Source organism: Microcoleus sp. Z1_A1 (assembly GCF_036700305.1).
GTDB lineage: Bacteria > Cyanobacteriota > Cyanobacteriia > Cyanobacteriales > Microcoleaceae > Microcoleus.
In genome coordinates this window covers 20,202-28,020 of sequence record NZ_JAUBOR010000038.1, presented here as the reverse complement: position 1 = coordinate 28,020, position 7,819 = coordinate 20,202, and the positions used below count along the sequence as shown (strand labels likewise).

Sequence of the window (7,819 nt, the reverse complement as noted above, 5' to 3'; positions counted from 1 at the left end):
CCCATGTCGAAGTCGGAGACTGCTTCTTCCTCAAACTCATCGAAGGATTCGTCGTCGGAGCTGAGTGCTGACGCCGCCGCAGCCAGACCGGCTGCTCCGGCGACTCCGGCGACTACTCCGGCTGCTGCTAACGCCGCACCGCCCAATTTATTAGATTTGGCATCAGCGGGTGCAGCAGTTGCAGTTTGAGCCGCTGCGGGTGCAGCAGTTGCAGTTTGAGCCGCTGCGGGTGCAGCAGTTGCAGTTTGAGCCGCTGCGGGTGCAGCAATTGCAGTTTGAGCTGCTGTGGGTGTAGCAGTTGCAGTTTGAGCTGCTGTGGGTGTTGGAGATGTGCCGATCGTCTGCGGCACGATATTTGAGGGCATACCCAGCGCGATGTCCGGGTCAAAATTTAGCCCCAACACTTCGATCAGGCTGTCTGCATCCGGCTTGAGTTTTGAGAAGGGCAGCATTAATTGCTGGAGTTCCGGCTCCAGGGCAGCCGCAATTCCCAGGATGAGGTAAGAAACAGGCCTTTTCCCGCCGTCGGGTGTGGCGACCGTGTTGTCAGCCGTCATGTGCAGGAGCAGCCAAGCCCGATTTACCTGGTAGTAGTCCAACCACTTCTGTTTGAGAGCAACTGAAAAAGTATCAAAAAAAGCCATAACCTCTTTATCCTCATCCTGATCGCTAGACCTATTAAACCATCATCAGGTCTAGCTCATCTTCCTCCTTCTTGACCACCGGTTGCACTGGATTTAGATAAAAATCTGAAAGTAAGGCAAATAATTCGCGATCGGGCGTGTCGTTGGGCACTACTCCTTCGGGCATTGCCAAAATCTGGTCAGCGATGTTGAGGTAGTAATCGCAGACGTAATTGAGGGAAGGATCGCTTTCTGCCATCTCAAACAATGTTTTGCCTTTAACGCGAGAAACGCGAATGTCTTCAATCAGGGGCAGCACTTCCAGCACCGGCATGGGTACAGAGTCAATGTACTTGTCGATCAAGTCGCGCTTTGAGGTGCGGTTGCCAATTAAACCAGCGAGCCGCAACGGGTGAGTGCGGGCTTTTTCGCGGACTGAGGCGGCGATGCGGTTGGCGGCAAATAAAGCGTCGAACCCGTTGTCGGTAACAATCATGCAGTAATCGGCGTAGTTCAAGGGGGCTGCAAAACCGCCGCACACTACGTCACCGAGCACGTCGAACAGGATAATGTCGTATTCGTCGAAGGCATTGAGTTCTTTGAGCAGTTTGACGGTTTCACCGACTACATAGCCGCCGCAGCCAGCTCCTGCAGGAGGGCCACCTGCTTCTACGCAGTCAACGCCGCCGTAGCCTTTGTAGATGACATCTTCGGGCCAAACGTCTTCGTAGTGATAGTCCTTTTGCTGAAGGGTGTCAATAATTGTGGGTATCAAGAAGCCAGTGAGGGTAAATGTGCTGTCGTGCTTTGGATCGCAACCGATTTGCAAAACTTTCTTGCCGCGCTTGGCTAGGGCAACGGAGATGTTGCAGCTTGTTGTTGATTTACCAATTCCACCTTTTCCGTAAACTGCTAGTTTCACTCTTGGTTCTCCTATAGGTTTCTATCAAAACGATGAGGGCTGGGGTTTCCTGCAATTGGGCGATCGCCCAATTGCCATAGCCCAATTGCCATAGCCCAATTGCAATTTCCTTAATTTCAGTCGATTTGAGATTTCAGATTTGAGATTAAAGAATCGACTCCACAGATGAATCTGGGGCTTCTCTTTAACTAAAATTTTCGAGCTCGACGACTTTTGTTTGGGGCTTGTATCCGTCTTTGGGTTAGACCAATTTTGGACTCGGCCCTTAGTCACCTCGTTGAAAGCATTATTAGCTAACTTGCGATGAAAAGAAAGGGGGCGTCTAAATGAAAATGCTAGTAAATTTGTTTATTTTGCATCTTTGGGAATCTTAACTGGTTTTTTGATATAAAAATCTATTTTTATAATTTTTTTAGCTTTTAAATTAATTTTAAAATACTTTCTTAATATAAAGAGGTACAAAAATAAAACAAAAATAAACGAATCAAACAATCTGGGCTTTGGGCTTTCGGGCTAGGATGCAGGCAGTTGATGGATTGTGCGGGTAACTCGAACGGTCATCAAGACGCTAGTGGATGAGGCAAACTCGAAGTTAGTTCGGATCGCTTGGGTCAGGCGAGGGCAAAGTTATGGGATTTTAGATTTTAGATTTTAGATTTTAGATTGGGAAAGATTGACTTTGCTGAGGTTTCGGGTGTTTTGTAAAAAATTGTGAATTTTTAGGAATAGGTGGGGAAGTGTCCGAGTTTTGCAGTGAGGGAGCCTCCGAGAGTGGGCGAGGATTCGAGTGGGGGATTGTCGGTATATTAGACCTATTGAAAAAAAAATCTATGTTAAAATTAAAAGTTTTGAATTTTAGACCTGATATCTCACTGATAATTGTAAAGTGTTGACAACAAATTACAACGGAGACCATAACGGCGGCGAGGATTATAACGACTTGACAAAAATTTGAAAACTTTTAGACTCCTATTAATATGTTCAATCACTATTCGAGCCTGGGCTATAGATCGCATCTGGAATTTGCAGTTCGCTACCGAGGGCGGCAATGACCATACCACCGATCAGAAAGCCGAGCGCTGGGGACTGCAACTGAGACCCAAGTCCGCAGGCAAGAAATACGGCTACTAAAAAGCCGGGGTCATGCCCCGGCTTCTTAGGTCTGTATCGTCTCGGTTCAACAGCCGTCTGGTCCACAGAAACTGTGCCCGTACAGTACCTCCGCGTCACAGATATAGATCATGCCCGCAAAATCGAGGAAAAACTTGACTGCGACCTGATCGGCAATATTCTCCGCCATATCCCGATCGGGGGTGAGCACCTCGAATTTTATATTCGCCGTGGTGTCAGAAACGCTAGGTTGCCCCGACGATCGCACGTTGCGACTGCCTTTACCGCCGGTTTCCAGAACCGTATAACCGGTTGCCCCGGCTTCTTCGATGATATTGACGATCTTCTTCAGCAGAATCTTTTCCGTGACGATGACAAGCTTTTTGGCTGGCTTGGGCATGTTGGTTACCTCCTTACCTACGTATGTTGATCTTAATATATTGAGTTGCTTGGTCTGTTGGAGCAAGGGAGCGCCGACAGACCGCGACCCGTCTGGGATTAGCCGCCACCGATCGCCTGGGCCAGCCCGAGGAAGAGCGGTATACACAAGCCGATCGCAATGGGTGTACCGATGGCTGTGGATGCGCCGATGTAGGCGGAGGGATTGGCCGACGGAATCCCGGCTCGCAACGTGGGCGGACCTGAGATGTCTGAACTGGAGGCGGCAATAACAGCCAGGATCACAACACCGCCCAGGCTGAATCCTGTGGTGTAGTGGGCAATCATGCCGAGACCGAAGGCGATGAACCCATGCACCACCGGTGCCACTACGCTATACACGACGTACCACTGGGCCACCTTACGTAGTTCGCCAAGTCTTGACCAAGCCTCCATACCCATGACCAGCATCAAGATCGAAAGCAAGCCGCGGAAGAGGGGGTCGTAGAAGCTTTTATAGACACTTTCCGGCTGGGTGAACAGGCCAAGAGCAATGCCGAGCAACATTGCCGATAGGGCAGGACCCTGGAGGCTTTCTTGCACGATCGGCCATATCTTGACCCGATTATCCGCAGGCTTCTGCTGCTTGCTGAGATACTCTTGCCGATTGCGGGGATAATCCTGCTGATCGGGATAATCGCCTGCTGCAACGGGTTGCTTGCTGAAAGACTCCTGCACGGTAGAGTGGGCTGCTGGACTACCCTTCTTCTTGTTGAGATAAATGTTGGCCACCACAATCGCCGTTACGAGCGCTGGGATATCCATGAAGGGATAGAGTGCGGCAGCCCATGCCTCGTATGGCATCTTTTGTTCTTCCAGTAGGGTCAGGGCTGCAGCCATGGTAGAGCCACTCACAGCACCAAACAATCCCCCGGTCGCAATCGCATCTATGGTGTTGACCTTCGGCAGCTTCGCCAACGTATAGCGCGCGATGAATACAACAAGAACCCCTACCGCTACAGCAGAAGCTGCGGGTATCAACATCTCCGTCAGGTTGGAACTGCGGATCGCCTGACCACCGGTCAGACCGATTTTCATGAGCAGCATGAAGACGATGATCTGATTAATCGCCTCTGGAATTATTAGTTCGCTACCGAGAGCGGCAATGACCATACCACCAATCAAAAACCCGAGCGTTGGGGACTGCAACTGCTTAATGAAGTCCATTAAGAACAAGGACAAAAAATCCATGAATACCTCCTGCTGCCTCCTCTAAAAAAGAGCGATTATTGTGAGCGGTGAGATTTAAGAAGTAAGGGTGCAGCGCTTCAACCCTGGCGACAGGTGTTATGCGAACACCTGTCGCCAGGGGATTCAGAGATGGTCGCTCTCCGAATGGGGCTAGAAGGTGTCGCTGTCCCGCAGTAACTTCTATAGATCAATATCTATTAAGACCCAAAATTCTATGTAATTAAGTCTATCCTTAAATTCGCACAAACTTGCGATCGCTTTACATGGATATGCCAAATAATTTTTAATTCAAATCATAAGTTTTCCTTTTGTTCTCATAAAACCCGTATATTTCTGGTCAGCATAAATAGCGATCGCAGATTTTTTTATGTACACGGATATTGCACCGAGGACGGTATGGGATCAGCAAAATCGGGAACAGGAGTGGCGTGAACACCACTCTTATAGCAATGCTTTGAACTAATCAATCCACATTTCGGGGGGAGTGGTTGTCGGCACATAAGTCGTGGACGGACTGTAACTGGCAAGGTTAAACCACCCCACCGCCAGTAGGAGACCGAACCCACAGCCCACCAAAAAAGTCCAGGCGTGAGACGAATCGAACACACAGAGCAGGCGGCGATCGCCACTATACACCTGCACTAGCCAGCCTTCGCTGGTGTTGTCAAATTGGGTCCGCAGTTTAGTTGAGTCAAACTTGTTCATTGTGTACGCTCCATGCTGCTCGAATGTGTGTGGCGGTGGCGGGCACTGGCCCGCCGCTAGGGAAATACCTGTCAGAAATTCACCTGTGAATGGATAGTGTCTCAAGGAGAGAGACTGGAACGCTTAAACCTGACATTGATATCGAACAGAAGACAGACATCTATGCTTTCGCCTTGAACGGTATTCTTAAGTTTATACTTAGATTTGCTGGTTGAATGGTTGCTATAGCGTCAAAAAGATAAGTGTTTTTTATAAAATGATTCCGCTAATCTGAGTCAATCTTTCTCAACAGAGGGTAATGAATTCGCAGATATTTGGCATAAACTTAAAGATATGGTTCAAGGAAAAACCATAGAGTATTGCCTTGTCACGGAAAAGGTGCCGCTGAAAAGGTGCTGCTGAAAAAGATCGCCAAGATCGTCGAGGAAGCTGGGGCTGCCGGTTATACGGTGATGGAGGCTGGCGATCAAAGCAGTCGCAACGTGCGATCGTCGGGACAAACCACTGTTTCCGACAGCTTTTTCAATTTTTCAATTCTTCAATTCTTCAATCCTATGACTGCTGACTAATGAGAACTGACGATCGGAATCTCGATCGCAAATTCAGTGCCCCGTCCAGCTTCCGAAACGCAGTCGAGTCGCCCCCCGTGCTGTTCCACAACTAAATGGTAAGAAATCGACAGTCCCAACCCAGTGCCCTTGCCAACTGGTTTGGTAGTAAAAAACGGGTCAAATAATTGGCGGCGAATCTCCTCCGGTATGCCCCGCCCGTTGTCGGAAATGCGGATCGCGACAAAATCGCCACCAACAACTTCAGTACGAATTGTAATTGTGGGAAGAGTCAATGGAGAACTAGGATTTGACGGGGGTGAAATTTTCGCATTTCTCGTCGCCCATTCCCCTTGCTGGATTTCTTCATCCAAAGCATCAATAGCATTGCCGATAATATTCATGAACACCTGATTGATCTGACCGGCACAGCACTCGATGTGGGGCAAATTGCCGTATTCTTTAATAATCTGGATAGTTGGATGTGCGCCGTGGGCTTTGAGCCGGTGCTGCAAAATCAACAAAGTGGTTTCGAGTCCCTCGTGAATGTCAACGAGCTTGATGTTAGATTGATCCGATCGCGAAAAATTACGCATCGACACAACTATTTGGCGGATGCGCTCGGTTCCTACTTGCATAGAAGACACTAGCTTAGATAAGTCTTCTACTAAAAAATCGACTTCCATCTCTGCTGCTGCTTCCCGAATTTCCGAGACTGGTTCGGGATAGTGCTGCTGGTAAAGTTCCAACAGTTGGAGCAATTCTTTGATGTAGTGGCTGGCGTGGGAAAGGTTGCCGTAGATAAAATTAACAGGATTGTTAATTTCGTGAGCGATACCGGCAATCATTTGTCCCAAAGAAGACATTTTTTCGGTTTGCACTAATTGAGTTTGAGTTTGCTGCAACTTTCGCACAGTTTGCTCTAATTGCTGTGCTTGATTTTTCAAGCAAGTTTGCTTTCGCCGCAGGACTTCTTCGACTCGCTGGCGCTTGATAATATCCCGTCTCAACAATTCATTTGATTCTAAAAGTTGAGCGGTGCGTTCTTCAACTTGTTTTTTTAAGTCGTCGTGAGCTTGGCGCAGGGCTTCTTGGGCCCGCTGCCGCTCTAAAATTTCTTGCTGCAAAAGTTCGTTGGCTTTCTGCAATTGGGTGGCTCGATCGTCCACTGCTTGTTGTAACAGCTCGATCGTCCCATACATTTCAGATTGGTTAAAAACTTGTGGCAAACTTGTCTGAGACACAACGCCCAAAAGCTCTCCCTGGCTGCCAACTACTACCAAACGGCGGACGCAGTGGCGCTGCATGGACTGGTGGACACTCCAGAGGGAATCGGCGGGAGATATGCAAAATAAAGGCGCACTCATGGCCCTTGCGGCTGGGATTTCCGAGAGGTTGAGTTCGAGGGCGTGAAACTGCACGATGTCGCGCTCGGTGACAATGCCGATCGGAATTTGGTAATTTTGTGTTGGTGCGATCGCCCGATCGGGATGCTGAGTTTGCTCTTTGACAATGACAACGGAACTAACTCGATGCTTGACCATGAGCTGGGCTAAATCGAGGGCTGAGGCAGTTGTTGTGGCAGAAATGACTTGGTGCGTCATGACATCTGCTGCACAGCGCAAATTGGTTAGCAAGTTAATCGGCTGGAGGGCTTCGTGAATGGCTTCGCGGGTGATGATGCCGAGAAGTCGCGAGTCCTCGTCCACTACGGGCAAATGCCGGATGGAGTGCTGGCGCAATGTGAAGATAGCTGTGAAAATATCTGGAGACTCGGATTTTTTGAGAGTAATGGGAGATCGAGTCATTACGTCAGCAATTGTCAGTCCGACTGTACAAGCTGCGACGGTAGTTAGCTTGACGATATCCCGTTCTGTAAAAATGCCGATCGGGCGATTATCTTCGACGACTAAGACGCAACTGCGCTTGGCTGCGCTAGCAACAGCGTTTTGTTTTTCGCCACAAAGGTGACAGGAGACGCGCATCGGGTTCATGAGAGCCAACACTTGGGCGATCGGGGTTTCTGGAGCCACGGTGAGGGGGTGGCGGTCGATCGCCCGATCTAAAGGTGACGAGTAGAGAGGCCGGCGGTTGGGGCGTTCGGCCGGTTCTGATGATTTAATTACCGACAACTGCGGAGCTGAATCTCGAAAATGTTGTAATTGTTCTTCTTGTAGCATGATTATTAATTTTACTTAATGAGTTGTTACAATTTTGGAGACTTGGGTTGGCAGACTTAGCATTAATTAAGCGGGTGATAGATGCTCGATCGCCTAAAATCT

7 protein-coding genes and 1 pseudogene are annotated in these 7,819 nt (G+C 48.9%); 1 reads left to right on the top strand and 7 read right to left on the bottom strand.

Going from position 1 to position 7,819, the window contains the following annotated elements; genetic code table 11:
* The 6 genes and pseudogenes from QT973_RS21240 to QT973_RS21215 form a co-directional block, all read right to left on the bottom strand.
* Window positions 1-644: DUF5331 domain-containing protein (locus QT973_RS21240; protein ID WP_333056569.1), on the bottom strand; the 644-nt coding region annotated here is incomplete at its 3' end.
* A 34-nt stretch (window positions 645-678) separates the two neighbouring features.
* Window positions 679-1,545 carry a ferredoxin:protochlorophyllide reductase (ATP-dependent) iron-sulfur ATP-binding protein gene (bchL, locus tag QT973_RS21235; protein WP_006634709.1) on the bottom strand — a complete coding sequence of 289 codons (867 nt, stop codon included), beginning with the start codon at window positions 1,543-1,545 and terminating at the stop codon, window positions 679-681.
* An 869-nt stretch (window positions 1,546-2,414) separates the two neighbouring features.
* Window positions 2,415-2,549: pseudogene (locus QT973_RS21230) on the bottom strand (IS5/IS1182 family transposase); the annotation flags it as partial.
* 173 nt (window positions 2,550-2,722) lie between these two features.
* On the bottom strand, window positions 2,723-3,055 hold the full coding sequence (locus QT973_RS21225; RefSeq protein ID WP_333056568.1) for a P-II family nitrogen regulator: 333 nt from the start codon (window positions 3,053-3,055) through the stop codon (window positions 2,723-2,725).
* A gap of 98 nt (window positions 3,056-3,153) precedes the next feature.
* Window positions 3,154-4,284, bottom strand: a complete 1,131-nt coding sequence (locus QT973_RS21220; RefSeq protein ID WP_333056567.1) for a sodium-dependent bicarbonate transport family permease — start codon at window positions 4,282-4,284, stop codon at window positions 3,154-3,156.
* A gap of 459 nt (window positions 4,285-4,743) precedes the next feature.
* Window positions 4,744-4,989: a hypothetical protein gene (locus QT973_RS21215; protein ID WP_333211968.1), complete on the bottom strand. Its 246-nt coding sequence runs from the start codon at window positions 4,987-4,989 to the stop codon at window positions 4,744-4,746.
* Window positions 4,990-5,381: 392 nt separating this feature from the next.
* On the opposite strand from QT973_RS21215, the gene QT973_RS21210 reads away from it, so the two are divergent.
* Window positions 5,382-5,558, top strand: coding sequence for a hypothetical protein (locus tag QT973_RS21210; RefSeq protein WP_333056565.1), 177 nt, complete (start codon window positions 5,382-5,384; stop codon window positions 5,556-5,558).
* Here the strand turns inward: QT973_RS21210 and QT973_RS21205 are convergent.
* A complete protein-coding gene (locus tag QT973_RS21205) occupies window positions 5,555-7,717 on the bottom strand; it encodes a CBS domain-containing protein (RefSeq protein WP_333392113.1) in 2,163 nt (720 codons plus the stop codon). The genes QT973_RS21210 and QT973_RS21205 overlap by 4 nt on opposite strands.
* Window positions 7,718-7,819 lie beyond the last annotated feature (102 nt).

Coding starts and splice junctions, on each gene's coding strand:
- QT973_RS21225 (WP_333056568.1), bottom strand. CDS start 3,055: ATGCCCAAGCCAGCCAAAAAGCTTGTCATCGTCACGGAAAAGATTCTG.
- QT973_RS21220 (WP_333056567.1), bottom strand. CDS start 4,284: ATGGATTTTTTGTCCTTGTTCTTAATGGACTTCATTAAGCAGTTGCAG.
- QT973_RS21215 (WP_333211968.1), bottom strand. CDS start 4,989: ATGAACAAGTTTGACTCAACTAAACTGCGGACCCAATTTGACAACACC.
- QT973_RS21205 (WP_333392113.1), bottom strand. CDS start 7,717: ATGCTACAAGAAGAACAATTACAACATTTTCGAGATTCAGCTCCGCAG.